A 20,576-nucleotide genomic window follows, 5' to 3' on the forward strand; every position below is an offset into this window, starting at 1 on the left:
GCTCAGTCCTCACCATGCTCGGGGTCGTGCTTCACCGGCTTGAAGCCATTGGAGTTCCCGTTTGCAATGGTGTGCAGCAGGCTCGCCAGAGGGTCCACGCGCTGCTGATTGTCCTTTTCGTACAGGCCAAGGTGCTTGAACAGCTTCTCCATAGCCGCATCCTTGCTGTGCATCTGGATCTCGATGCCGAACTTCGTCTGCTTCACGCCGGCGAACAGCGATGCAGCTCCGCGGGAGAGCTTGCGCGTGTCCTTCAGCACCACGCGCGGGTAGCCATGGCCACCGCACTCCGGGCAGTTGGCATGTGGCTCGCGGTTGGAATCGAAGCCGACGCCGCCATCCTCGGGGAAGGCATCAGGGTCTTCGCCTTCAGACACCCAGAGCGCGTATGCGTAGTCGCGCTCGATCTGTGTGCGCTGCCGCAGGTGTCCATCACCATGGCAATGGCGGCAGCACACCACGATCAGCTCGGTCAGTTCGCGAGCATCAGCCGTGACCTGATTCCACGCCTCGCGCAGCACACGGTCAGCAGTGATCTCAGTGCGTTCCTGTTGCTTCCGCCTCGCATCAGCGATCGCAGCCTGGATATTAGGTTTCGTAAGGTTCTCGCAGCCTACGACTCCTGCAGTCTTTGCACTGTACCCAGCACGAATAGCTGCCTGGGTTGCGTTCAGGTCTACCAGGTACTCCTCAACAAAACGCACCTGCAGAGCGGTAAGCACCACCTCTGCGTTGTGCACCTTCACGGTATTTCGAGCACGAGCAGACGAGCCGGCGGCCTTCTTGGCTACCGGCTTACTTGGGGTCTTCTTGGGGGTGGGCTTGGAGCCCGGAGATTCTTTGGCCATGCCCGGAGTTTTTCCGGGTGGCCTGGGGAGTGTCGAACCCTACAAGGGGTCAACACCTACGTGGGCGCGGTAGTTTTTGATAAGCGTCCCAAGCACGTCATAGTCGCCGAACACGTAAACATCATATTCCGCATATTTTTCGCCCCGGAGTGGCACTCTACGGTAGGTGTAGATCTGCTGGGTCTCACTCACCGAGAAGGCGGACTCGGAAAAATTTGGCACTCCGCATTTACGCATCGGCACAGCCTGAAGGCTTGGCTGGCCAGGCATCACACTCATGCGCATTCCGTCACATGGACCGCCTATGAGCAGAACTTCTACTGTTTCCATTGCTGACTCCTTCACACGTCCGGCTGGCTCTGCCCTGGACCGGTTACCACGTCCTGGCCGGCTGATACGCCGTCGCCAGCACGACACAATATCCGTTCAAGGCGATTCAAGCGAGAGTTGAGCGTTCCGGACATCAGCGCCGCGTGATGTCCCAGCTCGATTGTTGCCGACTGCATCGTCACCCCGGCGAACAGATTCGCCAGCATTCGATCCTCCCGGGGTGTCAGCGTTAAAACGTCATCGCCGATGTCGATCTTCACCGTGCCGTCGGGCAGGATGGTCTTGCTGATCTGGCGCGCTGGCGGGTGCTGCTCCACCGGCACGTAGATTCCACGCTGCACCCGGGCGACCAGTCCATCAGCTACCAGCGACTTGAGCCGGTCATCAACCACCGCCACCTTCAGGCCGGTGACGTCGGACAAAGCCTCACGCGTGACTATCTGCTCCTGCGCATGCAGATCCTGCAGCGCCTCCAGCACAATCTGTGTCGACGATGTGCGCTTCATGCTCCCCTCCCCCTTGTTCATCGAATCAGCCCCTGCTCGCGCAGGATCCGGTACTGCTCGGCCAGCCAGGCCTGAAAAATTGGATCGTTCACGCACGCCCCCTCTTCAGCTCGCGCAGCAGCACCCGGTAATGCGCGGTGATCTGCTTCAGCTCTTCGATGGTGTATTTGCGGGGGCGGTGGTCGGCTTCTAGCGCTTCCACTGCCTCGAGGCCGATACGCTCAATAAGGCCAAGGCGGAATCCGTTGCGCACCGATTCACCCTTGCGGGCGTACTTGGCCGAGCCACCGTTGCAGCCTTTGCACTGGAGCCAGATGTTGTTCTCTTCCAAGCGCAGCTCAGGGCGGGCGCCCTTGCTCAGGTAGTGACCAGCATCCCAGGCACCTCCGATAATCCAGCCCAACTCGGCTTGCACCTGATGCTGATCTTTGTCGCAGCTCATGCAGCCACTGCCGATGGACAATTCGTAGGTGCGGCGCCAATCCCTCACGGCCTTTTCGGCATCAGCCATGTGCTCGCCGTAGGTCTTCAGCTTTTCCCTGCGCACCTGGATCTCGCGCCGCTCCCGCTGCTCGATGGCCACGCGCGCCTTCTTCTGGTTCTCAGGCTGATCAGCGATGGCCAGGCCGCACTGCCAGCAGCACACCTTTTGGCCGATCGCGCCCGGTACCGGCGTGAATTTCTTGCCGCACGCTGGGTTGTCGCAGGTCTTCTGCCGCGGTGTGCGCGGCTTGATGCCGCTGGCCTTGGCCTTCAGGGGCGTCTTGCGCTTCAGTTCGGTGCGCTTCACTGGCCACGGCCTCCCACATACCGCTGCAATCTCTCATTGCTCAGCTGCTCAGTGAGCTCGTTCACACGGGTTACCAAACGGCTCCGCTCTGAGTAGGCCATTTTGACCTTCAGGTTCATCTCCTCTACATCGCCTAGGCGGTTCAGCAGTTTGGTGAGCAGGAATTGCTCACGATCACGATTGGCCTCATGCCGCCAGTGCAGGATGTCGGAGTCTCGCGCATAGGTTTTGCGGTATAGCGCGGCCAGCCCGACCACTGGCTTGACGTGGCCACGGTTGTTCACCGTGAGCAGCCCCCAGCCTGGCGGCAATTCATCCGGGCTGATCAGCCCTTCTGGTGCCAAGAAGTAACGCCAGTTGCCGCATCCTCCGGTCGTACGGTGAGCTTTCTTGCGATCTGCCAGGAAGTCAGCCCTGCTGGTTTTGCATTCCACGACGATAGATCCATCGTCATAGCTGCCGGCCGCGCGGAAGCCAATTGCATCAGGCACCTCGCCAGTCCACCCAGAGCGGCATTCGCTGACAGCAACATGGCAGCCAGGGCCGCCAGCCGAGTTGGGCCGTTTCAGCCACCTCACAGCGATCGCGCAGAGATCTGCATGGCTCATCGGTATCAGGCTCACTGCTCACGCTCCCCAGGCATCAGGCCCGTCATCTGCTCGATCGCTTCTTCGGTCAGCCCGGGCCAGTACTTCTCGATCAGGTGCTGGCAGATCCCGCGCCAGAACTCGCGGAAGCGCTCCTCGGTCATGTAGTCGAAGCTGATCGACTCGGGAATCTGGCGCATCACCCGGCCCAGGTCGGGGATGTCGAACGCCTCGTAGGTGCAGCACACGCTGGCGTCGAGCTGCAGTTTCTTGATCGTGGTGTGGGCGTCCAGGCCGTGGAATTTGTCGACCTGCTCGCTGACCATGCGGCCTAGGGCGTGCACCAGGCGGTGAAACTTCACGTTGCGCGCCTTCTTGATCTCGCAGCGCACCTGGTCGCCGGCGCGATACTCTCGCTCGCGGCACAGAAACTGGTCGATGCTACTGTCGGCACACAACCCCATGCGCAGCTCACCGGTCTGCTCGTCGATCACCCGGCGCCATACCATGTAAATCGGGCGCGCAGCGCGTTTCTTCGCTGGCGACTTGGCGCCGGCCGTGCCTGTTGTGGCTGTCGCTGTGCTAGCCATCACTCCTCCTCACCACCACGAATACGCATCTGCTTGAGCAGCTGCAGGCGAGCCTGCTCGCCGGTCAGTTTGTCCAGGCCCTGTGAGCGCATCAGGTGTTGCACGGCCTGCTCGGCGCGCCGGTCAGCCTGCTCCGGCGTCAACTGTCCGCTCTGGTCTTCAATCCCCTGAAGCGGCTCCTCGAGCGGCAAACCCACGGCCAAGCGCCGGCGCAGCTGGAAATACGCGTGATCGAAACGCTTGCGTAGCGTCTCCTCGGGAATGCTGCTGCAACGCAGCCGGAACCAGCCAACAGACGAGCCCGCGAGGCGAACAGCCTCGTGACTCCAGCGGTGGCGCCCAGGGTTCGCACAGTTGCGCTCAACCTCCCGCCATGCTGCCTCGTCATCTGGCATGCCCAGATCAACGGCAGTCGGCACACAGAGCTTCACGAACTTGCCAATGCTGGGTGCGAAGTCGGTATCCAGCTGCCGGCACGCTTCGATGCCATAGCGCAGCTGCTCAACGGTCATAACACCCGCCCGAACAAAGCCCTTCACCCAAGTGCGTTTCGCGCGTTTCTCAGCCGCGTCGTTCGGCCAGGCCTGACGCCACGCGGGAAAGATCGCTTTCAGCTCCTCGAACAGCATGTTCACGATGCGAGCCGTTTCGTCGGTTGCCACTTTGGCCCGGGGATCGTCCACCTGCTCGGCCGGCAGGTTCGGCAGCGTTTTCAGCACGTCGCTTGCAGGTTTCATAGGCCGTCGTCCTCGTGGATCCACTTCGTGTCATCGACGGCACCGCCGTCGGCAGGCTTGGCCAGGCCACGCTTCTCCAGATCGCCCTGAGCCGTACGCATCCAGCGGCGCCAGGTGGCCTGCCAGTCGGCCATCGGCTTGCCGGTACCGGTCCAGTAGTCGATGAACTGCTCCGTCTCGCGGTCGAGCGTCACCGCAGGCGCCTTCTCGGCAGCCCAGGCCAGCATTTCAGGGGTCATCAGGAATGGCAGCGGTAGCGGGCGCTTCGGCTTAGCCTTCGCGGATTTCTCAGCAGAGGCAGCCGGGGCCTTGGCTTTCGGTTTCGGCTTGGCAGGTGCCTTACCCCCAGCAGGGGGGAAAGGGGGGTTATTACTCTTATCTACTCTTATCTTCTCTGGTGCGTCACCAGCGTCACTTTTGTCACCTGTGACGGGAGGTGCGTCACTGTGACCGTCACCAGACGTCACATTCTGGGCGGCTTTTTTCCGTTGCCGATAAGCTGCAGTCCGCGCCGCACTAGTACTCTGTCGTTTCCCCGCCGAATCACGCACCGCAGGTTGCCGCTCGTCCCAACTCGCCAGCCGCCCGGTAATGATCATGCCCCGCTCTGCCATAGCAGCAACGATCAGCGCACATTTGCCGTCGCCGAAGCCCAGCAGAACGTCGTGGTCGTCACAGTTGAAACTCGTCACGTCACCGCGCGTCACCGGCGTCACATCGGCGTCACCACCGTCACATGTGACGTCACACGGCGTCACAGGCGCGTCACACACAGGCACCGCGCTCGCACACTCAAGTAGGCACGCCCATACAGCCAGCACCTCGCCCACGCTCGCGCCGGACATTCGTGCAACACGCTGAAATTTCGGGTCAGTCACAGTCCCGTGCCACCACCTGAGCCAATCCATCAGCGCGCCTCGCCTGTAAGCGCTTCGCTGACGATCTTCACGACGGCCTGCTCAAGCGTGAGCCCGGCCGCGCGCGCGGCTACCTCGAGCCGCGTTCGCTCGCGTGTTGTCATCTCGCCGATCGCCTTGGCTACAAGGTTGTGATTGGCGTCTGGTGTTGTCCTGCTCAACAGGGCCTCCCGCGGGCCTTCATGCCGCATTGCTGATTGCCTTACGCTCTTCTTCATCGAGCCAACGCTCGACAATCTCCCGGACCAGCACCGCGCGGCGTTTCCGCTGCTTGCGGCACTGCTCCAGGATCCGGCCGAGGGTTTCATCGTCGAATCGGGCTTTGATTTCGTGGTGCTTGATGAAGTCTGAAAACTCACACATCGATTGGCCTGCTGGTGATCATCAGGAAGGTACCTGCTGTGCGGGCTCGTCATCTTGGCGCGCTTCGATAGCTCCGCCAGATGCTTTTTCAAGAACGCACTGCTGCTGGTAGGAGAACCCGCCAGCAGACTTGCACTGAGATACGCGCCCAGGGCTTACGCCAAGGGCGGCAGCCAACGCCCTGCCTGTCTTGAAATGGGCAACTGCTTCTTCGTAGGTCATGTCCTAGCTCCACGGGTTTTTCAGGAGTTTAGAAAGGTAAACAGAAAGAAGCAAGATAACAAAACACGGTAAGGTTTAGAATCCTAAATATGGAATTCAAAGACAGATTCAGAGCGCGGCTTGATGAGCTCGCCATATCGCAGACTGACCTTGCGAAACGTGTAGGTGTCTCGAAGTCGACCATCACCTTTTGGCTCAATGGCACCAACAAGATGAAGGCCGAGAACCTTATGGCCTTGGCCAAGGCTCTCGGCTGCTCTGCACGATGGCTCGCTACTGGAGAAGGAACCCCCGTTCCCGTTGTTCCGGCAGGTGTAATATCTCTCGCGAAGCCCTGGCTTGACATGGACGCAAGTGATTATGAGAAAGACCGGACGGAGTCGGATAACTCCCCTTCGGAAAGCGAGTACGCCTTGATTCCTCAGTACTCAGCCAAGGGTGAGTGCGGTGACGGTTTTCTGAATGACCATGTCGAGGTTAAGGGCGGGCTAGCCTTCAAGCGGGAATGGCTCAAACGCATGAGCGCAAAGCCGGAAAATCTGTTCGTGATTTATGCCGAAGGCGACAGCATGGAGCCGTATATTTTCGATGGCGACGTCGTGCTCTTCGACGTATCGGATACCGACCCGCGCGATCGCCAGGCATACGCGATTCGCAGACCTGATGGCGGCATAAGCATCAAGCGGATCATCCAGCAGCTATCTGGCGCCTGGCTGATCCGCAGCGACAACGCCGACAAGCTCGCCTATCCAGACGAACCTGTCAGCCCTGCGGTATTACACGACATGCCGATTCTGGGTCGCGTCATCTGGCGCGGCGGCGCGATGGGCTAACTCTCGCATTTCCACTTCAAGCGCCTGGTCGAAACGCTTGTTTAACGCCGAACTCAGGAGGCAGGCTCTGATCAGAGCAGGCAAGCTGATAAAAAGGTCTATTGCCAAAGCCAGGATCACACTGATGTGGCCAGCTAGGCAGCTCACGAAAAAGGCCGCCCAGAATATTCGAAAACAGCGGTTAATCCTTGCTTCGATCATCCTTTGTTCTTGTCGGGTGATGATTGGCGCCATCGGGCTATCGCTAATTCCAGAAGTGCCCGCATCCTCTTTCCTTCTGCACATGCAATTTGCCTCTAAGGTTTTCATCTTTACCGCTAGCTCCGCCGCCGCCATCTATTACAAGCACTGCAGCCTGAAACGCCGAAGTGGCCGCAAGTCGTTGCGACGCAGGCACTGAACCACCCTCCATAGACCGCTATCCAGCCCCTCAGGAAGGCTAACATTTGCCTAAACAGTTTTGAAAACTAAATTATATGCTTGACGAAATCTGTTTAGCTTTCTAAATTTGCCTCACGTAGCCGCTACTGGCCACCACGGAGGCAACCATGCACCTAACCCAAAATCAGATCGCAAGCGCACCTGCTAACGGCGCCCTCAGCCTGGTTGAGCTGCATCGCCAGTCAATGCGCATTCGCTCGCTGGACGCCATGAAGCTGATCGTCATCAACGAGCTTCAGCAAGGCGAGCCGGCCCTGTGCAGCGCCTTCGCGGACTTCTGCGCTACCCGCCTCGACCGAGACACCACTGTCGCCCTGTGCCTTTCGCGCATCCACCGCGACAACAGCCTGCAGGGCGTTGCCTTGAAATGGCTGCGTGAGCATGTCGACCAGTGCCAGGAAGAGTTCGCCGCCGAGGAAGTTGAGCGCCGCATTGCCGCCGCCCCTCTGCAGGAGCTGCCGCAGTGATCACGCACAACGCATGGCGCATGAACCTCGATCCACGCGATCCCGACTATTTGGACCCGCTAACTCCCGAACAGGAGGAAGAAGAGGCCGAGGGCGAGATCTATGTCGGCGAAGGCAATGAGCTGTTCCGCAGCTGGGATTTCGACCATGTCTGAGATCTCCCACCGCCTTATACGCAAGGCCATTCGCGACTTGGGCAAATGCACGTCCGAGATCACCCGGTCGATTTGCTGGGCAGGGTCGACCGCGATGATCGAGCTCGCCTATGCAGAGAGCCTTATCACCGGCGCCGAGCACGACCAGTACCGCAACGAGGTCGAGCAGGCCGACAGGAAATTAGGAGGGGTGGATGCCTAAGCCATTTACCGGACGTTGCTTCGCCCAGGCACTGGCCCGCGCTATTGCCGCCGGCCTCACCAGCCCGACACAGATCAAGCGCACGGTTCGCCGCCGCGGTATCTGGTTCATCACCTGTGAGGTGCCGGCATGACCCAATACCAGCGAGCCCGCCGCATCGTGCTCTGGCGCAGTTTCGCCGCAGCACTCGCCCTCTTCCTCGGTTTCATTCTCGCGCTCGGCCTGGCCGATCGCATCGCCAGTTGGTGACCAGCATGACAACAGCCACACCGGATCTGACAGGCAAAACGATCATCCGCCTGCCTGAAGTGATGAAAAAGACCGGCCTCTCTCGCGCAACGATCTATCGCCGCATGGCGGCCGGCACGTTCCCCAAGTCGATTTCCATCGGCGACTCGGAAGCCCGCCAAGCCCCTGTCGGCTGGCTGCTCGACGAGATCGAAGCCTGGATCGCACAACGCATCAACGGCCGCACTGTCGCTGGCCACACCGACCAAAGCGCCGCGGCATAGGAGAACCACCATGGCCCAGGAAAAGAGCAGCCCCCACATGCAGATGTGGGATGCGGTGAAGACGACCGACACCAAGTACACCAAGACTCAGCAGCTGGACGGCCGCCCGGTCACCAGCATCAACGGTCTGTACCTGGTGCAGCGCGCCACTGAGATGTTCGGCCCGATCGGTAAGGGCTGGGGCTACGAGATTCTGGTCGACCGCTTCGACGAAGGCGCGCCAATTACTGGCAAAGATGGCGAGGTGGTGGGCCGCGAGCAGGTGCACACCATCCAGATCAAGCTCTGGTACGTCCGCGGTGGCAAGCGTAACCACGTTATCCATTACGGCCACACCCCTTTCGTTCGCAAAAGCCAGTACGGGGCGTTCACCGACTTTGACGCGCCCAAGAAGAGCCTGACTGACGCCATCAAGAAGTGCCTGAGCATGCTCGGCTTCAGCGCCGACGTGCACCTTGGGATGTTCGAAGACGAGGTCTATCTCGAAGGCCTGAAGCTGAAACAGCGCCTTGAGGAAGCCGGAGAACACGGCGCCCAAGAGGTGATGAACGAGGCCAAATCGGAGTTCCGCATCTGGATCGACACCCAGATCCAGATCCTGGCCAAGGCCAACAACCAGCGCGCCTTGGAAGCGCTCCGCAAAAGGATCTGCGCCACGGCCCGCGAAAAAGCTGAGGTCGTGAACTACGACCCAAGCGACATCGAGCAACGCATCAACGAGGCGGCGGCAGAGCGCATGGCCTTCCTCGACGAGAAATACCCAACCGCACGCCTCACCCAACCGGAGTAACCGCCATGACCATCGCCAATGACGTGGATCTGAACACCGGCAAAGTCAACATTGCCGAGTACAGCAAAACCGACGCAGCCCTTGCCAGCCTGCGCGAGAAGTACCAGACCGTGCCCGACGCCAACACCGATGAAGGCTATGCCTTCGTGAAGGATGGCATCAAGGAACTGACCGGGCTGCGCACCAAACTCGAAGCCGCCCGCAAGGCCGCCAAAGAGCCGCACCTGAAGGCCGGCCGCATCCTCGATGACGAAGCCAAGCGTATCACCGCCGCGCTCGTTGCCCTGGAAGATCCGATGAAGGCCGCCAAGAAGGTAGTGGACGACCGCATCGAGCGCGAGCGCCAGGAGCGTATCGCGCGCCTGCAGAAGAAGGTCGACGCCATCGTGGCCATGCCCGGCCAAGTGCGCGGCAAGTCGAGCCAGGAAATCACTGACATGCTCGATCGTGTGGGCGAGATCGACGCGATGCACGACTTCTACGACCTGACTAAAGAAGCCGTAGCCGCGCGCCAGGCCGCCCTGGACGAGCTGACCCAGATGCTGGCCGACCGCCTGGAGTTCGAGGTTGCCGAGGAGGCGCGCCAGAAGGCAGAGGCCGAGCGCGCTGAACTGCAACGCAAGTTCGACGAGCAGCAGGCCGAAATGCAGCGCCAGCAGCAGGAGATCCAGCGGCAGCAGGAAGAAATGCGCCTGCAGCGCGAGCAGCTCGAGCGCGAGCGCGCTGCCCTGCAGCCAGCCGCTCCCACCTCAGCAAGCCCGGCACCGGTTACCGGAGTTGAAGCGAAGGCAGCAGCCACCGAGCCAGGCCTCGCCAAGCGCACCGCCCAGGACAACCACCTGTGGCGCGGCGTCGTCACCGACAAGTCCGCCCTCATCGCAGCGATCGCCGCCGGCTACGGCACTGAGGATCTGCTGATCATCGACCAGCTCGCACTCGACAGCCTGGCCAACGACAAGCGCGCCGCCCTGGAACTGCCTGGCGTCATTGCCCAGCCCGTCAACCACGCCGCGTAACCAACCCTGAATTACCCGCCGCGCCGGCCTTCCGGCGTGGGTTGGGGTTCCTACACCCTGGAGTCACTGAAATGACCAATTCGACCAACGTTTTCGACTTCGAAACTACCGGCATCCCGGACTGGAAACAGCCGAGCGAAGCCGGCCACCAGCCCCATATCGTCGAGGTCGCCGCCCTGCTGTGCGACGCCTCCGGCAACATCATCGACCGCTTCCAGGCCATCGTCCGCCCGGCCGGCTGGGAGATCAGCGAGGAGATGATCGCTATCCATGGCATCACCATGGAGCAGGCCATGGACGAAGGCATCCCAGAAATCGAAGCTCTCGACGGCTTCCTGGCTATCCACGCCCGCGCTGGCATCCGCGCCGCCCACAACGTCACCTTCGACGATCGCATCGCCCGTATCGCCATCGCCCGCTACCACAGCAAGGAGCTGGCTGATTCATTCAAAACTTCCACCACCAAGTTCTGCACCTGCTACGAGTCTCGCCCCGTGCTGAACCTGCCCGGCAAGAAGTTGCCCAGCCTGGCCGAAGCCTACAAGCACCTCACCGGCGAAGACCTGACCGAGGCGCACCGCGCCATGCCTGACGCCCTCGCCTGCGCCCGCATCTACTTCGCCCTGCAGGGCGTTGCCATGCCAGCCGCGGCTTGACCAGGGAGAGCGCCATGCACCACCTCACAACACTCAACCTGCCGACCCCGTCATCCAAGGAAGCCGATCGCCAATGGCTGGCAGCAATGCTGGCCGAAGCTGGGGCCGTGCAGGTCGTCGAGTCACCCATCGAGCAGCGCCCGTTCACCAAGCACCAGTGGACGGCCTCGAGCATGACCGTCATCACCCCGGCGCGCCGTGAAGAGCAATCCCAGAAGGCTGCCCGCAAGGGTGGCCGCCCGTTCGGCACCACCGCCGACGACAGCGCACTAGTCGAGCGCGCCAAGGCCATGGCCGCCATTGGCATGTCCCGCTACGCCACCTCTCGCCAACTCCAGATCGGGTGCGACCGCCTCGCACGCATGGAGCGCGAGCACTCCATCACCTTCGTCACCAAAGCCAAAGTAGCCTGAGGAATATCGCCATGTGGTTCCGCAACCTCCTGATCTACCGCCTGACCCAGGCTATCAACCTCACAACAGCAACCTTCGAACAGGCCCTGCGCCAGAAGCCCGCCCGCCCCTGTGAAAGCCAGGAAATGGCCACCTATGGCTTCGTGTCGCCCAATGGCAAAGGCGAAGACGCGCCCCTGGTGCGTGAAGCCCAGGGCTTTCTCCTGATCGCCGCCCGCAAGGAAGAACGCCTGCTGCCCGGCAGCGTGATCACCGAGGCAGTGCGCGAGAAGGTCGACGAAATCGAAGCCGAGCAGAACCGCAAGGTCTTCCGGAAGGAGCGCGACCAGATCAAGGACGAGATCGTCCAGGCGTTCATGCCCCGCGCGTTCACCCGCAAGAAGGCCACCTTCGCCGCGATCATGCCGGCCGATGGCCTGGTGCTGGTCAACTCCAGCAGCCCCAAGGCCGCCGAGGATCTGTTGTCGACGCTGCGTGAAGCGCTCGGCAGCCTGCCTGTGCGCCCCATCACCGTGAAAATCGCCCCCTCGGCCACCCTCACCGACTGGCTGAAAACCCAACAGGCCGCTGCCGACTTCCACCTGCTGGACCAGGCGTTCCTGCGCGACACCCACGAAGACGGCGGCTCCATCGCCGCCAAGCACCAAGACCTCACCGGCGAAGAGATCCAGGTGCACCTGAACGCCGGCAAGCAGGTCACCCAGCTGTCGATGGCCTGGCAGGACAAGCTGTCCTTCGTGCTCGACGACAAGCTGGTCATCAGCCGCCTGCGCTTCGAAGACCTGCTGCAAGAGCAGGCCACCCAGGACGGCGGCGACGACTCCGACAGCCAGTTCGACGCCTCCTTCGTCCTGATGATGCTCACCTTCCGCGACTTCCTGCCGGCCCTCCTCGAGGCGCTGGGCGGCGAAGACATCCCTACCGGTATCTGAGGAGACTGCCATGCCTATTTGTCACGCGATCATCCACCGGATCGACAAGAAGCCCGACGGCAGCCCCTCGGTTCTGCACACCCGCGACGGCGAGCTACTCGCGTCGCAGGCTATGGAAAACCTGCTGGCCGACCTGAACGAGCAATACAACGCCAAGCAGGGCAAGGCCTGGGGCCTGTTCCACGAGGAATCCGGCGCCTACCCTCTCAGCGGCTGGCTGCGCAACTACCTGGCCGACAGCCAGGACTTCACCGGCTTCACCTGGCAGGCGATTGAACACCTGCAGAAGTTGATGGAGGAATCCGCGCTGTCCACCGGCGGGCACGTGCTCTTTGCCCACTACCAGCAAGGCATGACCGAATACCTAGCGATCGCCCTGCTGCACCACAGCGAAGGTGTGACGGTCTCCGATGCCCTGGATATCGCACCAGCCCACCACATCGACCTGCACCAGTTGCACCTGGCCGCACGCATCAACCTGAGCGAGTGGCAGAACAATAAGCAGTCACGCCAGTACATCTCGTTCATCAAGGGAAAGAACGGCCGCCGGATCAACGACTATTTCCGCGACTTCATCGGCTGCCAGGAGGGCGTCGACGCGCCGAGCGAAACCCGCACCCTGCTCAAGGCATTCAGCGACTTCGTGGAAAGCGAGGATCTGGCTGAAGAGCAGGCCCTGGCCAAGACCGACACTCTGGTCGCCTACGCCAGCGCCCAGGCCAAACTGGGCGAGCCAATCAGCCTGGAAGAACTGGCCGCCCTGGTCGACGAGGATCGGCCGCAGGCCTTCTACGACTTCATCCGCAACAAGGATTACGGCATGTCCCCGGAATTTCCGGCGGACAAACGCACCATCACCCAGTTCCGCCGCTTCACCGGTCGCACCGACGGCCTGTCGATCAGCTTCGAAGCCCACATGCTCGGCAACCGTGTCGAGTTCGACGCGGCCGCCGGCATCCTGACCATCCGCCAGGTACCGCAGCAACTGGCCGACCAGATCAAACGCGCCGAGCCGGAGAAAACCGCCCAGCGCGGGCACGTTGCCGGCGACGCAGCGCCGGATGGCGATGATCCGCTGTATGCGGAGGCAGTGCAGCACGTGCGCGAAAGCAACCGCGCCGGCACCAGCAGCGTTCAGCGCAAGCTGAAGATCGGCTACAACCGCGCCGCACGCCTGATTGAGCGCATGGAAGCCGAGGGCATCGTCACCGCCATGAACACTCACGGCGCACGTGAGGTGATCCGCCATGGCTAACTCTCGCACTGCCGACAAGTTCGTGGTTCGCCTGCCGGACGGCATGCGCGCCCAGGTTGAGCAACTGGCCGCCGACCAGCACACCAGCATGAACACCGAAATTGTTCGGGCAATTGAGTCCCATCTGGCTGGCCAAGTGCGCCAGGCCCTGCTGCTCGACGCCCTGCAGGCTGCGGCCACCGCCCAGGGGGTTCAGCCGTGAAGTACCTTGCTCGTGTTAACCCAAAGTACTTCGCGGCCGCCGAACTGTTCGCAGCCAAGAAAGATGTTCGCTACTACCTGAACGGCGTCCTTATAGAGCCACACTCGGAAAGCGGCGTTGTAATCGTTGGCACCTGCGGGGCGAGGATTGTGGTCATTCATGATCCGGACGGATGGTGCGACCAACCGATTATCGTCGGCGACATCCCGCGCTCGCTGATCTCAGCCTGCAAATCCAAGGGTGATCCGAAGAAGCTCAGCGAACCGAAGAAACTGTGGATCGCCAACAACGGTGCCGTCGTGACCGGTAGCGACGAGGTGGAACCGCCGAAAGACCCGTTCACTTGGCCAGCCCTGCACGCCTGCCGCACAACCATCATTGACGCAAAGTTTCCGGACTGGCGGCGCGTCCTTCCGAAGGAAAGGAAGGAAGCGCCTGTACGCTTCCCACCAATCAACCCCGCATTACTGGTCACCGTGAACGATGCAGCCAGCATCATTGATCCGCGCGCCCTGAAATCACGCTCGGCAATCCGATTCGAAGTCCAGGGCGAGAGCGAAATGATCGTCGCACGCATCTCCTGCCCTGAGCTCATTGAACGATTTGTAGCGGTCATCATGCCGCTGCGCGATGACCTTTATCCCAACAGCATCGTTCCGGCCTTCTTGGAAGCTCCCGCGCCGGCTCCGAAACCGAAGATTAAGCCCCGCATGCGGCAGACGCCTGATGGCTGGGTGAAGGTGGAGGCTTCGGCATGACCACCTGCTATCAGAAGTTTCTGGAGAATAAGGTCTGTGTGGCGCCGACCTACGGCTTCGACGTCCAGCCGGAGCTCGTGAGCGATCGCATGAAGCCGCACTGCAGGGCTATCGTGCCCTGGCTGCTGGCCGGCGGTCGCCGCGCGCTGTTCGCCAGCTTCGGACTGCACAAGACCGTTATCCAGTTGGAAACCGTTCGCCTGGCTGCCGAGCACGCCGGCGGCCGCGGCCTGATCACCATCCCGCTGGGCGTACGTCAGGAGTTTCGCCGCGACGCGGTGGAGCGCCTGGGCTGGGCAGAGCCGCCACGCTTCATCCGTAGCATCGAGGAGGCGGACGCCACCGGCGTCTATCTCACCAACTACGAGACCGTGCGCGACGGGAAGCTTGATCCTCGCCACTTCGTGGCCACCAGCCTGGATGAAGCGGATTGCCTGCGCGGTTTCGGCGGGTCGAAGACCTTCCGCGAGTTCATGCGCCTGTTCGCCGGCGACGATCGCCAGGCAGGCGTGAAGTCCGAGGGTATCCGGTACCGGTTTGTGGCCACCGCGACCCCATCGCCCAACGACTACATCGAACTGCTTGCCTATGCCGCTTACCTGGGCGTGATGGACGTTGGCGCTGCCAAGACCCGGTTCTTCAAGCGCAACAGCGAGAAGGCCGACAGCCTGACCATCCACCCGCACAAGGAAGAAGAGTTCTGGCTGTGGGTCGCCAGCTGGGCGCTGTTCGTTCAGAAGCCCAGCGACCTGGGGTTCAGCGATGAAGGCTACAAGCTGCCTGAGCTCGACCTGCATTGGCACGAGCTGCCGAGCGACCACAGCCAGGCCGGCGCCGAGAAGGATGGCCAGGGCCGCCTGTTCGCCAACGCGGCGATCGGCGTACAGGACGCGGCCAGGGTCAAACGCGACAGCCTGCCCGGGCGAATCGAGCGCCTGCAGCAGATTCGCGCAGAGAACCCCGATGCCCACCGCATCATCTGGCACGACCTCGAAGCCGAGCGCCACGCGATCGAGGCCGCTATCCCGGGCGTGGTCAGCGTGTTCGGTACCCAGCTACTGGACGATCGCGAGCAGCTGATCATCGAGTTCAGCGACGGCAAGTTCCCCGAGCTGGCGGCCAAGCCCGTGATCGCCGGCGCAGGGTGCAACTTCCAGCGCCATTGCCACCAGGCCGTGTTCTTGGGGATCGGCTTCAAATTTCGCGACTTCATCCAGGCCGTCCACCGCATCCAGCGCTTCGGCCAAACCAAGCGCGTCCGCATCGACCTGATTTACACCGAAGCAGAGCGCGACATCCGCCGCCAGCTCGAGCGCAAGTGGAATCAGCACAATCTGCAGGCTGAGAAAATGACCCAGATTATCCGCGACTTCGGCCTGGCCCATGCCGCCATGGCCAGCCAGCTTGCGCGCTCGCTCGGCGTGCAGCGCGTTGAGGCCTCCGGCGAGCGCTACACCATCGTGAACAATGACTGCGTGCTGGAAACCCAGCAGATGGCGGCCGACAGCGTGCACCTGATCTGCACCAGCATCCCCTTCGGCAACCAGTACGAGTACTCGCCTAGCTATAACGACTTCGGCCACACCGATGACGCCGAGCACTTCTGGAAGCAGATGGACTTCCTGATCCCCGAGCTGCTGCGCGTGCTGCAGCCCGGCCGCGTCGCCGCCATCCACGTGAAAGACCGCATCACCCCCAGCGGCATCTCCGGAATGGGCTTCCAGGTGGTCGACCCATTCAGCGATCAGTGCGTAGCGGCGTTCCGCAAGCATGGCTTCGGCTTCCTGGCCCGCAAGACCATCACCACCGACGTGGTGCGCGAGAACAACCAGACCTACCGTCTGGGCTGGACTGAGCAGTGCAAGGACGGTTCCCGCCAGGGCGCCGGCATGCCCGAGTACCTGCTGATCTTCCGCAAGCCGCCGACCGACCGCAGCAACGGCTACGCCGACCTGCCGGTGGTCAAGGACAAGGAAACCTACACCCGCCCACGCTGGCAGTTCGACGCGCACGGTTTCATGAAGTCCAGCGGTAACCGCCCACTGATGCCCGAGGATCTGGATGGCCTCGACCAGGCCGCCATCTTCCAGATGTACAAGCGCCACAGCCTCGACAACGTCTACGACTTCCGCCACGACGTGAAGATCGCCGAGCAGGTCGACAAGTCGGGCTGGCTGCCCAGCACCTTCATGCTGTTGCAGCCGCAGAGCTGGCACCCGGACGTGTGGACTGACATCACCCGCATGCTAACGATGAACACCCTGCAAGCCGCCAAGGGTCGGGAGCAGCATATCTGCCCCCTGCAGTTCGACATCATCGATCGCTGCATCGAGCAATACACCATGCCTGCTGAGGTGGTCTACGACCCGTTCGGCGGGATCATGAGCACACCCTACCGCGCCATCCTCTCTGGCCGCTACGGCCGTGCCTGTGAGCTATCACCCGCCTACTTCCTCGACGGTGCCGCCTACTGCGCGGGCGCCGAACGGAAAATGTCTATGCCCGACCTCTTCGCCCTGCTCGATGCTGAGCAGCAGGATGGTGCGGCATGACAGGCATCGTGCTGCCGGACTCGCGCATTGTGGTGCAGTTCAGCTGCGGCGCCGCCTCCGCAGTGGCAGGCAAGCTAGCCTTGGCGCAATACGGCGCTACCCACGACGTTCAGTTCATCAACGCTTTCCTGGCAAATGAGCACGTGGACAATCGCCGCTTCCTGGCCGACTGCCAGATCTGGCTCGGCCGCGATATCACTGTGTTAGCTGACGAAAAATACGGCGCAGACATCATCCAGGTCTTTCGCCGTGAGCGTTACATGAAAGGCCCGCACGGAGCGCCCTGCACCAAGCTACTGAAACGTCGCCAGCTGGATGCTTGGAAACAGCCAGGCGATGTGATGGTGCTCGGCTACACCGCCGAAGAAGCCGATCGCCTCGACGACTTTCGTGACCGAAACCCCGATCGCCCAGTCATCGCACCGCTGATAGACCTCGGCCTGGGCAAAGAAGACTGCAAAGCGATGGTCATCCGGGCAGGTATCGCCCTGCCAATCACCTACCAAATGGGCTACGAGAACGCGAACTGCATCGGCTGCGTGAAGGGTGGCGAAGGCTACTGGCGTGCCATCCGCGCTGACTTTCCCGAGCAATTCGAAGCGCTGTGCCAGGTGCAAGACGATCTTGGCCAGGGCTCTTGGTTCCTGCGTTATCGCTCAGGCCCTCGCAAGGGCGAGCGCTTCCCGCTTCGCGATCTTCCCGATGGCCCCATTCGCCGCAACGAAGCCATTCCAGCCTGCAGCTTTTTCTGCGAGATGGCCGAGGCAGACATTCAGCAGGATCAAGCAATATGACCTGGTACGCCCGAAGCTGGGAGCACATGACCGCAGTGCACCAGCAGGCTGAGGCCGAGGGCAAGTTCGCCCACGGCATCGCCAAAGCGATCGATGACTCGTACCCCTTCAGCGAGCGTTCTGGCTGGGCCTACAAGGCCTGGCTCGACGCCCGGCGCGAGTACTTCCGCAAGCACGACCTGCCGCTGCCCAGGGCGAAAGCCCGGGGCCGGATCTGCTGACGGAGCCGCAGCCATGATCACGACCCGCAGCCAGTCAAGCCCTGTTCCGTTCTCCGGACATCAGCAGCTTCATGCAGTGGAGCGCGGTCAGGTTGCTGCCAGTTTCCTTGCGCCAGGCTTCGTGCGTTGCCTGGTACAGCCTGTCGGCTTCCGCAAGCAGGCGCCGGTACCGCTCGATTTCCAGCACCAGGCGGCGCATGTCCGGCTGCTCCGACCACACCAGGCGGAGCTCGTCTTTCGTCACAGCTTGAAATTGAGGAAGTCCATAGTTCATGGCGGAATACTGTATATAAAAACAGTATTCTTGCATGACCTGCGCCGCCCGTGCTCACGCTCCGATGACCGGCTGCTGACTCCAGCCCTGGCCATCAACTGCCCCACCTACTGCCGCCACACCGGCCGGCGCATCGGCGTGTGCGCATGCCGATACTGCCTGCCAGCACCTCAGGAGACTCGCGATGAAAGCTCACACCCTCGATCTGACGATTCTCGAACTGACCCGCTGCCTGCGCGCCGCCCGGGCGTTGCGGTCAGCCCGCAAGAAGTCGGCCGGCAAACGAACGCCGGTGGAAGCCGGCGCGCTGCAGCGTTGCTCTATGGATTTGACGCGGAAGCTGGCAGATCTGCGGCAGAACCGCTGACCGGTAGCGGCTCAGGCTGCAAGCACGATCAGCAGGTTGGTTGGCGTCAGCCGCGGGACCATCTCACGCACGTCACCCGGGGTGTCCGGCCTGAAGAACACCAGGTAGCCGCTGCCGTCCTCATAGGATTTGGCATGTGTTACCCAGTCCCTGATCAAACTGAGATCGAGACCTGTATCGCGGGCGATTTTCTGAGGAGTAATGGGTTCGTTGATGACGGCGAATGCGGATGCGCTGATCGGCATGTCGAGCTCCTTCTCGTTGTTGATCCTCCTCGGAGTGTAGGCCGCCTTTCCTATGCCGCCACAACAACTTTTTCCAAATTGCTACAGGCCCACCAGCCCAACTTGCCAGACGCGCCAGCAGGCCTGCAGCCCTTCCAGTATCCCACACCAACTATTGCCGCCAGCGCGGCGAGGTGACCTATGACCAGTACTCACGCAGCCCCCCAGCTTTTCGCCGTCCACGCCCAGGGCCCCGACGAGATTTACCCAGCATATGATCGAGCCGACGCGGAGCGCCACGCCGCAGAGCTGAACGCCCTGCGCACGCCGCCCGGCATATCAGTCTCGGCCGTTGTCATCCCCTCGCCATTCACTGAGCTGGAGCATTGGAAGTACTTCGCCGAGCAGGAGCACGAACACAAGCTGCACCTGCTTGCCGGCGTCACCCCAACTGATGCCAACCTCAGCGCTATGCGCCGGGAGGGACTGAGCATCGACGGCGACAACGCCTACAAGCGCGATCTGATCGACACCATTGTCGGCGCCCTGGCGTTCGGCAAGCAGGGCGTGAACCCGCCTCCGACTGGCCACCGGGGAAAACAGTTCTGGGATATAGGCCGCGCCGAGGGCGAAGAGAAAGAGCGCCTGATCAACCAGCGCGACGCCATCCTGCTGCAGGCCCGCGTATGGTCCGGCGAGGCGAAAACCCAGCAGGCGATCACCCGCGAAGTCGGCGAGATCCTGGGCGGCATCCCGAGCTGGGGGCCGATCGCCGCCGGCGTCGAAGCGCTGCGCCAGCAACTGGACGATGCGGTAAACGCTCTGAACGAGATATGCAGGGTCTCAAGGATGGGTGAAGCGCCGTTCGAAATCGCAACTCTCGCTATTGGCGAGATGTGTGCCAGCGCTGTGCCTGCCGATCACTGCGACCACGAATGGACGGACGATGGCCTGCATCTTCTGGTCTGCACCGTCTGCGGCGCTCAGGAAGATCAAGACCCGCATTGGCGCGACATGGCAACAGCGCCGCGCGACGGCACGATGGTGCGCCTGCTAGTCGAGTTCACTGAGCATGCAACCGAGGACGCCGACCAAGCCCCAACCATCGGCGCCAATAACTTCGAAAACGACGGCGAAGATCGCTGGCTGTTCGCCGGCTGGTGCTGGTCGCACGACCATTTCACGCAAGGCGAAGGCGAGCCCATCGGATGGCTGCCGATGCTGAACGACCCGGTATGCACGCCTGCCCAGGGCGGCGATGGAGAGGCGGTATGACCGCGCAGATTGAGGCCGACTACGCCGCCGCAATGGCCGAGCACTATGCCGATCTGCAGAGAAACCGTCGCGAGGTAATGGCCCAGGTCGCTGAACTGGTCAGCCCGCGGAAGCTGGCCAGCATCGAGAAGTTCATCGACTACGCCGACGACAACTTCGTGTGCGATTTCGAACTGACGGATACGCACGGCGGCGGACGACAGGATGAGCCCGGCACTGCCTTCCGATACATCTACATCGACCAGCATAGCGGTGGCTGCCCTGCTGGTGATGACCACTACGGGTGGATCTGGATTCCCCTGCCGAAAGGCAAGTACCTCAAATTTCAATACGCCTGAGGCCCACAC

General features: G+C 61.9%; 31 protein-coding genes and 3 pseudogenes. 21 read left to right on the forward strand and 13 right to left on the reverse strand.

Annotated elements, in window-relative coordinates:
- Positions 1-2 precede the first annotated feature (2 nt).
- The 11 genes from BVH03_RS22210 to BVH03_RS22260 all read right to left on the reverse strand — a co-directional run bounded on the left by BVH03_RS22210 (position 3) and on the right by BVH03_RS22260 (position 5,890).
- A complete protein-coding gene (locus BVH03_RS22210; RefSeq protein WP_075963221.1) occupies positions 3-848 on the reverse strand; it encodes a terminase small subunit in 846 nt (281 codons plus the stop codon).
- 39 nt (positions 849-887) lie between these two features.
- The gene (locus BVH03_RS22215; protein WP_075963222.1) at positions 888-1,178 is read right to left on the reverse strand and encodes a hypothetical protein; all 291 of its coding nucleotides are present in this window, start codon (positions 1,176-1,178) and stop codon (positions 888-890) included.
- Between the two features lie 11 nt (positions 1,179-1,189).
- Positions 1,190-1,684 carry a hypothetical protein gene (locus tag BVH03_RS22220; protein WP_075963547.1) on the reverse strand — a complete coding sequence of 165 codons (495 nt, stop codon included), beginning with the start codon at positions 1,682-1,684 and terminating at the stop codon, positions 1,190-1,192.
- A gap of 88 nt (positions 1,685-1,772) precedes the next feature.
- Positions 1,773-2,441, reverse strand: coding sequence for a recombination protein NinG (locus tag BVH03_RS22225; protein WP_371915387.1), 669 nt, complete (start codon positions 2,439-2,441; stop codon positions 1,773-1,775).
- Positions 2,442-2,470: 29 nt separating this feature from the next.
- The gene (locus BVH03_RS22230; RefSeq protein ID WP_143486044.1) at positions 2,471-3,097 is read right to left on the reverse strand and encodes an adenylosuccinate synthase; all 627 of its coding nucleotides are present in this window, start codon (positions 3,095-3,097) and stop codon (positions 2,471-2,473) included.
- On the reverse strand, positions 3,094-3,651 hold the full coding sequence (locus BVH03_RS22235; RefSeq protein WP_075963223.1) for a hypothetical protein: 558 nt from the start codon (positions 3,649-3,651) through the stop codon (positions 3,094-3,096). The genes BVH03_RS22230 and BVH03_RS22235 overlap by 4 nt, the downstream gene beginning before the upstream one ends.
- Positions 3,651-4,388 (reverse strand): replication protein P, encoded by a 738-nt coding sequence (locus tag BVH03_RS22240; RefSeq protein ID WP_075963224.1) that lies wholly within the window; start codon positions 4,386-4,388, stop codon positions 3,651-3,653. The genes BVH03_RS22235 and BVH03_RS22240 overlap by 1 nt, the downstream gene beginning before the upstream one ends.
- On the reverse strand, positions 4,385-5,080 hold the full coding sequence (locus BVH03_RS26665) for a hypothetical protein (RefSeq protein ID WP_218189566.1): 696 nt from the start codon (positions 5,078-5,080) through the stop codon (positions 4,385-4,387). Before BVH03_RS26665 ends, BVH03_RS22240 begins: the two co-directional genes overlap by 4 nt.
- Before the next feature lie 215 nt (positions 5,081-5,295).
- Positions 5,296-5,466 carry a hypothetical protein gene (locus BVH03_RS26485; RefSeq protein ID WP_168175660.1) on the reverse strand — a complete coding sequence of 57 codons (171 nt, stop codon included), beginning with the start codon at positions 5,464-5,466 and terminating at the stop codon, positions 5,296-5,298.
- 19 nt (positions 5,467-5,485) lie between these two features.
- Entirely contained in the window at positions 5,486-5,668 is a 183-nt protein-coding gene (locus BVH03_RS22255) for a hypothetical protein (protein ID WP_075963227.1), read from the reverse strand.
- A 21-nt stretch (positions 5,669-5,689) separates the two neighbouring features.
- Positions 5,690-5,890 carry a hypothetical protein gene (locus tag BVH03_RS22260; protein WP_075963228.1) on the reverse strand — a complete coding sequence of 67 codons (201 nt, stop codon included), beginning with the start codon at positions 5,888-5,890 and terminating at the stop codon, positions 5,690-5,692.
- Positions 5,891-5,979: 89 nt separating this feature from the next.
- Between BVH03_RS22260 and BVH03_RS22265 the strand changes: the two genes are divergently transcribed.
- The 18 genes and pseudogenes from BVH03_RS22265 to BVH03_RS22345 all read left to right on the forward strand — a co-directional run bounded on the left by BVH03_RS22265 (position 5,980) and on the right by BVH03_RS22345 (position 18,089).
- Positions 5,980-6,723 (forward strand): S24 family peptidase, encoded by a 744-nt coding sequence (locus tag BVH03_RS22265; RefSeq protein ID WP_075963229.1) that lies wholly within the window; start codon positions 5,980-5,982, stop codon positions 6,721-6,723.
- A gap of 548 nt (positions 6,724-7,271) precedes the next feature.
- The gene (locus tag BVH03_RS22275; protein WP_075963231.1) at positions 7,272-7,631 is read left to right on the forward strand and encodes a hypothetical protein; all 360 of its coding nucleotides are present in this window, start codon (positions 7,272-7,274) and stop codon (positions 7,629-7,631) included.
- Positions 7,628-7,786, forward strand: a complete 159-nt coding sequence (locus tag BVH03_RS26490; RefSeq protein WP_168175661.1) for a hypothetical protein — start codon at positions 7,628-7,630, stop codon at positions 7,784-7,786. Before BVH03_RS22275 ends, BVH03_RS26490 begins: the two co-directional genes overlap by 4 nt.
- Positions 7,779-7,988 (forward strand): hypothetical protein, encoded by a 210-nt coding sequence (locus tag BVH03_RS22280; protein WP_075963232.1) that lies wholly within the window; start codon positions 7,779-7,781, stop codon positions 7,986-7,988. The genes BVH03_RS26490 and BVH03_RS22280 overlap by 8 nt, the downstream gene beginning before the upstream one ends.
- Positions 7,981-8,121: a hypothetical protein gene (locus tag BVH03_RS26495; RefSeq protein ID WP_168175662.1), complete on the forward strand. Its 141-nt coding sequence runs from the start codon at positions 7,981-7,983 to the stop codon at positions 8,119-8,121. Before BVH03_RS22280 ends, BVH03_RS26495 begins: the two co-directional genes overlap by 8 nt.
- Before the next feature lie 121 nt (positions 8,122-8,242).
- Positions 8,243-8,500 (forward strand): AlpA family transcriptional regulator, encoded by a 258-nt coding sequence (locus BVH03_RS22285; protein ID WP_075963550.1) that lies wholly within the window; start codon positions 8,243-8,245, stop codon positions 8,498-8,500.
- Positions 8,501-8,510: 10 nt separating this feature from the next.
- A complete protein-coding gene (locus tag BVH03_RS22290; RefSeq protein WP_075963233.1) occupies positions 8,511-9,290 on the forward strand; it encodes a hypothetical protein in 780 nt (259 codons plus the stop codon).
- Positions 9,291-9,295: 5 nt separating this feature from the next.
- Positions 9,296-10,306 carry a hypothetical protein gene (locus BVH03_RS22295; RefSeq protein WP_075963234.1) on the forward strand — a complete coding sequence of 337 codons (1,011 nt, stop codon included), beginning with the start codon at positions 9,296-9,298 and terminating at the stop codon, positions 10,304-10,306.
- 71 nt (positions 10,307-10,377) lie between these two features.
- On the forward strand, positions 10,378-10,962 hold the full coding sequence (locus BVH03_RS22300) for a 3'-5' exonuclease (protein ID WP_075963235.1): 585 nt from the start codon (positions 10,378-10,380) through the stop codon (positions 10,960-10,962).
- Positions 10,963-10,976: 14 nt separating this feature from the next.
- Positions 10,977-11,375, forward strand: a complete 399-nt coding sequence (locus BVH03_RS22305; protein WP_075963236.1) for a hypothetical protein — start codon at positions 10,977-10,979, stop codon at positions 11,373-11,375.
- An 11-nt stretch (positions 11,376-11,386) separates the two neighbouring features.
- Positions 11,387-12,307 (forward strand): recombination-associated protein RdgC, encoded by a 921-nt coding sequence (rdgC, locus tag BVH03_RS22310; protein WP_075963237.1) that lies wholly within the window; start codon positions 11,387-11,389, stop codon positions 12,305-12,307.
- A gap of 10 nt (positions 12,308-12,317) precedes the next feature.
- Positions 12,318-13,313: pseudogene (gene yejK, locus BVH03_RS22315) on the forward strand (nucleoid-associated protein YejK); the annotation flags it as partial.
- Positions 13,314-13,370: 57 nt separating this feature from the next.
- Positions 13,371-13,562 (forward strand): annotated as a pseudogene (locus BVH03_RS27030) (DNA translocase FtsK); the annotation flags it as partial.
- Positions 13,555-13,764: an Arc family DNA-binding protein gene (locus tag BVH03_RS22325; protein WP_075963238.1), complete on the forward strand. Its 210-nt coding sequence runs from the start codon at positions 13,555-13,557 to the stop codon at positions 13,762-13,764. The pseudogene BVH03_RS27030 and the gene BVH03_RS22325, both read left to right, overlap by 8 nt.
- Positions 13,761-14,522, forward strand: a complete 762-nt coding sequence (locus tag BVH03_RS22330; RefSeq protein ID WP_075963239.1) for a hypothetical protein — start codon at positions 13,761-13,763, stop codon at positions 14,520-14,522. Before BVH03_RS22325 ends, BVH03_RS22330 begins: the two co-directional genes overlap by 4 nt.
- Positions 14,519-17,074 (forward strand): DNA methyltransferase, encoded by a 2,556-nt coding sequence (locus BVH03_RS22335; RefSeq protein WP_075963240.1) that lies wholly within the window; start codon positions 14,519-14,521, stop codon positions 17,072-17,074. The genes BVH03_RS22330 and BVH03_RS22335 overlap by 4 nt, the downstream gene beginning before the upstream one ends.
- Positions 17,071-17,868, forward strand: coding sequence for a hypothetical protein (locus BVH03_RS22340; RefSeq protein ID WP_075963241.1), 798 nt, complete (start codon positions 17,071-17,073; stop codon positions 17,866-17,868). Before BVH03_RS22335 ends, BVH03_RS22340 begins: the two co-directional genes overlap by 4 nt.
- A complete protein-coding gene (locus BVH03_RS22345; RefSeq protein WP_075963242.1) occupies positions 17,865-18,089 on the forward strand; it encodes a hypothetical protein in 225 nt (74 codons plus the stop codon). The genes BVH03_RS22340 and BVH03_RS22345 overlap by 4 nt, the downstream gene beginning before the upstream one ends.
- Positions 18,090-18,123: 34 nt before the next feature.
- Here the strand turns inward: BVH03_RS22345 and BVH03_RS22350 are convergent, their stop codons facing one another.
- Positions 18,124-18,399 (reverse strand): hypothetical protein, encoded by a 276-nt coding sequence (locus BVH03_RS22350; protein ID WP_143486046.1) that lies wholly within the window; start codon positions 18,397-18,399, stop codon positions 18,124-18,126.
- A gap of 148 nt (positions 18,400-18,547) precedes the next feature.
- Here BVH03_RS22350 and BVH03_RS22355 point away from each other — a divergent pair, with 148 nt between their 5' ends.
- Positions 18,548-18,730 (forward strand): hypothetical protein, encoded by a 183-nt coding sequence (locus BVH03_RS22355; RefSeq protein WP_075963244.1) that lies wholly within the window; start codon positions 18,548-18,550, stop codon positions 18,728-18,730.
- Positions 18,731-18,741: 11 nt separating this feature from the next.
- Here the strand turns inward: BVH03_RS22355 and BVH03_RS22360 are convergent, their stop codons facing one another.
- Positions 18,742-18,975: a hypothetical protein gene (locus BVH03_RS22360; RefSeq protein ID WP_075963245.1), complete on the reverse strand. Its 234-nt coding sequence runs from the start codon at positions 18,973-18,975 to the stop codon at positions 18,742-18,744.
- A gap of 444 nt (positions 18,976-19,419) precedes the next feature.
- On the opposite strand from BVH03_RS22360, the pseudogene BVH03_RS27035 reads away from it, so the two are divergent.
- Both BVH03_RS27035 and BVH03_RS22370 read left to right on the forward strand, forming a co-directional pair.
- Positions 19,420-19,605, forward strand: a pseudogene (locus BVH03_RS27035) (hypothetical protein); the annotation flags it as partial.
- Between the two features lie 620 nt (positions 19,606-20,225).
- On the forward strand, positions 20,226-20,567 hold the full coding sequence (locus BVH03_RS22370; protein ID WP_075963247.1) for a hypothetical protein: 342 nt from the start codon (positions 20,226-20,228) through the stop codon (positions 20,565-20,567).
- Positions 20,568-20,576: the final 9 nt, after the last annotated feature.

The organism is Pseudomonas sp. PA15(2017) (genome assembly GCF_001945395.1).
In the GTDB taxonomy this organism is placed as follows: Bacteria; Pseudomonadota; Gammaproteobacteria; order Pseudomonadales; family Pseudomonadaceae; genus Aquipseudomonas.

Bases quoted from the DNA above. Each gene is read 5' to 3' on its own strand.
- BVH03_RS22340 (WP_075963241.1), top strand. From the start codon at position 17,071: ATGACAGGCATCGTGCTGCCGGACTCGCGCATTGTGGTGCAGTTCAGC.
- BVH03_RS22275 (WP_075963231.1), top strand. From the start codon at position 7,272: ATGCACCTAACCCAAAATCAGATCGCAAGCGCACCTGCTAACGGCGCC.
- BVH03_RS22360 (WP_075963245.1), bottom strand. From the start codon at position 18,975: ATGCCGATCAGCGCATCCGCATTCGCCGTCATCAACGAACCCATTACT.
- BVH03_RS22335 (WP_075963240.1), top strand. From the start codon at position 14,519: ATGACCACCTGCTATCAGAAGTTTCTGGAGAATAAGGTCTGTGTGGCG.
- BVH03_RS22220 (WP_075963547.1), bottom strand. From the start codon at position 1,684: ATGAAGCGCACATCGTCGACACAGATTGTGCTGGAGGCGCTGCAGGAT.
- BVH03_RS22290 (WP_075963233.1), top strand. From the start codon at position 8,511: ATGGCCCAGGAAAAGAGCAGCCCCCACATGCAGATGTGGGATGCGGTG.
- BVH03_RS22210 (WP_075963221.1), bottom strand. From the start codon at position 848: ATGGCCAAAGAATCTCCGGGCTCCAAGCCCACCCCCAAGAAGACCCCA.
- BVH03_RS22345 (WP_075963242.1), top strand. From the start codon at position 17,865: ATGACCTGGTACGCCCGAAGCTGGGAGCACATGACCGCAGTGCACCAG.
- BVH03_RS22215 (WP_075963222.1), bottom strand. From the start codon at position 1,178: ATGGAAACAGTAGAAGTTCTGCTCATAGGCGGTCCATGTGACGGAATG.
- BVH03_RS22255 (WP_075963227.1), bottom strand. From the start codon at position 5,668: ATGTGTGAGTTTTCAGACTTCATCAAGCACCACGAAATCAAAGCCCGA.
- BVH03_RS22240 (WP_075963224.1), bottom strand. From the start codon at position 4,388: ATGAAACCTGCAAGCGACGTGCTGAAAACGCTGCCGAACCTGCCGGCC.
- BVH03_RS22285 (WP_075963550.1), top strand. From the start codon at position 8,243: ATGACAACAGCCACACCGGATCTGACAGGCAAAACGATCATCCGCCTG.
- BVH03_RS22370 (WP_075963247.1), top strand. From the start codon at position 20,226: ATGACCGCGCAGATTGAGGCCGACTACGCCGCCGCAATGGCCGAGCAC.
- BVH03_RS22265 (WP_075963229.1), top strand. From the start codon at position 5,980: ATGGAATTCAAAGACAGATTCAGAGCGCGGCTTGATGAGCTCGCCATA.
- BVH03_RS22355 (WP_075963244.1), top strand. From the start codon at position 18,548: ATGAAAGCTCACACCCTCGATCTGACGATTCTCGAACTGACCCGCTGC.
- rdgC (WP_075963237.1), top strand. From the start codon at position 11,387: ATGTGGTTCCGCAACCTCCTGATCTACCGCCTGACCCAGGCTATCAAC.
- BVH03_RS22260 (WP_075963228.1), bottom strand. From the start codon at position 5,890: ATGACCTACGAAGAAGCAGTTGCCCATTTCAAGACAGGCAGGGCGTTG.
- BVH03_RS22300 (WP_075963235.1), top strand. From the start codon at position 10,378: ATGACCAATTCGACCAACGTTTTCGACTTCGAAACTACCGGCATCCCG.
- BVH03_RS22235 (WP_075963223.1), bottom strand. From the start codon at position 3,651: ATGGCTAGCACAGCGACAGCCACAACAGGCACGGCCGGCGCCAAGTCG.
- BVH03_RS26495 (WP_168175662.1), top strand. From the start codon at position 7,981: ATGCCTAAGCCATTTACCGGACGTTGCTTCGCCCAGGCACTGGCCCGC.
- BVH03_RS22350 (WP_143486046.1), bottom strand. From the start codon at position 18,399: ATGCAAGAATACTGTTTTTATATACAGTATTCCGCCATGAACTATGGA.
- BVH03_RS22325 (WP_075963238.1), top strand. From the start codon at position 13,555: ATGGCTAACTCTCGCACTGCCGACAAGTTCGTGGTTCGCCTGCCGGAC.
- BVH03_RS22280 (WP_075963232.1), top strand. From the start codon at position 7,779: ATGTCTGAGATCTCCCACCGCCTTATACGCAAGGCCATTCGCGACTTG.
- BVH03_RS22295 (WP_075963234.1), top strand. From the start codon at position 9,296: ATGACCATCGCCAATGACGTGGATCTGAACACCGGCAAAGTCAACATT.
- BVH03_RS22305 (WP_075963236.1), top strand. From the start codon at position 10,977: ATGCACCACCTCACAACACTCAACCTGCCGACCCCGTCATCCAAGGAA.